This window comes from Mangrovihabitans endophyticus, assembly GCF_014646155.1.
Taxonomy (GTDB): domain Bacteria; phylum Actinomycetota; class Actinomycetes; order Mycobacteriales; family Micromonosporaceae; genus Actinoplanes; species Actinoplanes endophyticus.
This window is the reverse complement of sequence record NZ_BMMX01000117.1, coordinates 1-1,376: the sequence shown is the minus strand read 5'-3', so window position 1 is coordinate 1,376 and position 1,376 is coordinate 1. Positions and strand designations below refer to the sequence as shown.

At 65.6% G+C, this 1,376-nt stretch carries 1 protein-coding gene; it reads left to right on the top strand.

Annotated features, from left to right (window positions below; translation table 11 throughout):
• Window positions 1-539 precede the first annotated feature (539 nt).
• Window positions 540-1,004 (top strand): SMI1/KNR4 family protein, encoded by a 465-nt coding sequence (locus tag IEY73_RS32620; RefSeq protein WP_189083209.1) that lies wholly within the window; start codon window positions 540-542, stop codon window positions 1,002-1,004.
• Window positions 1,005-1,376 lie beyond the last annotated feature (372 nt).

The window sequence follows — 1,376 nt, the reverse complement described above, 5'->3', positions numbered from 1 at the left end:
GGCTCCGTGCGCTGGGCAGGTGCGGGCCGTGCCGAACGTGACGGCCGTCCTGTTCACCGCGCACGATCGGCGGCAGAAGAGGGCGTCTGATATTTGCAGCGGTTTTGGTCAGGAACGATGCCCGATCTACTCCGGCACTGCCACAGGCCGCGGCGGTTCGTCGTATTCGCCGAGGGCGTACCTCAACCGGTGGTTGAGGTCAGAGATGGACTGACGCAGGTCCCGCTCGGTCCCAGCGGCCCCAAGGAGTCCTACTCGTTCCAGTCTGTCTCGGATACGCCGCGACAGGTGCTCGGGAACGCCGCCCGCCATGAGTTCGCCTTCGAGCAGCGCAAGGAGCCCAATCAGCGCTGCCACGTCCGGAGCGCGACAGCTTCGCGGGGCCAGGGCGTCCGATCCGCTTGCGCTCATACCGGCCACCCTACGCAGAACTCAGCGAGAAGACAGGCCCCACGACTGCGAGCGCCTTGCGGCCCGAGCGGATATCGCGACGAATGGGTTTGCGCGCAGGTGCGGCCTGCACGTGTCACCCTGTACGGATGGAAGATCAAGACGCTCGAAGTGACGTTCTGCGCCTGCTTCCACAGGTCGAGCGTGCGGCAGAGCAGCCTATGCCCGGTGGCGCGAACGAGGATGAGCTCGCCGATCTGGAGCGGCGGCTCGAAGTGCCGTTGCCCGTGGAACTTGCCGAGTGGCTCCGAATCTGCAAAGGGGAGGCTATTTGCGCTGGCGGTGTGTTCGAAGCGCTACCCGATCAGGAGCATCTTGATATCGCTGCTACTGGCGCATTGAACCCACGCTGGCGAGAACTAGGGTGGCTGCCGGTAGCCGGTGATGGCTGCGGCAACTACTACGTACTCATCAATTACTACTTACTCATCAATAGCGGCGACCTCCTCGGCAAGGTGGCATTCGTCGACACGATCTCCGATCCGAACATCGTCGAATACATTGCCGGCGGCGATTTGTGGACATTCTTGAGCTCGCTCCTGATGCGTGGGTGAGTGCACTGTTCTCGGCAAATCCGGAAACTCTGCCCGGGCGACGGACAGGACCGCCGTGACCGAACGTGACACTCGCCGGATCACGGCGGCCGACGGCGAGGCGGCCCACATCCACGACCCTCAAAGCCGCTGCTGCTGCGCTACCAGGACCACCAACCGCGCGCGAGGCAGCCGACCGGGCGTCGGCCTCACGGGCGCCCTGGCGCTACGAAGCTTCGCGAGGCCGAGCCGGACACGACCACACCCGCGTCGGGTAAACGCCGCCGACACCGACCTCCTACCGACACCCAAGACTCGCACGACCTCCCCGCCCCGGCGAGCGTCGCCGCCCGCCGGCACCGGCCACCGCCAACACGACACAAGGCCGGACCC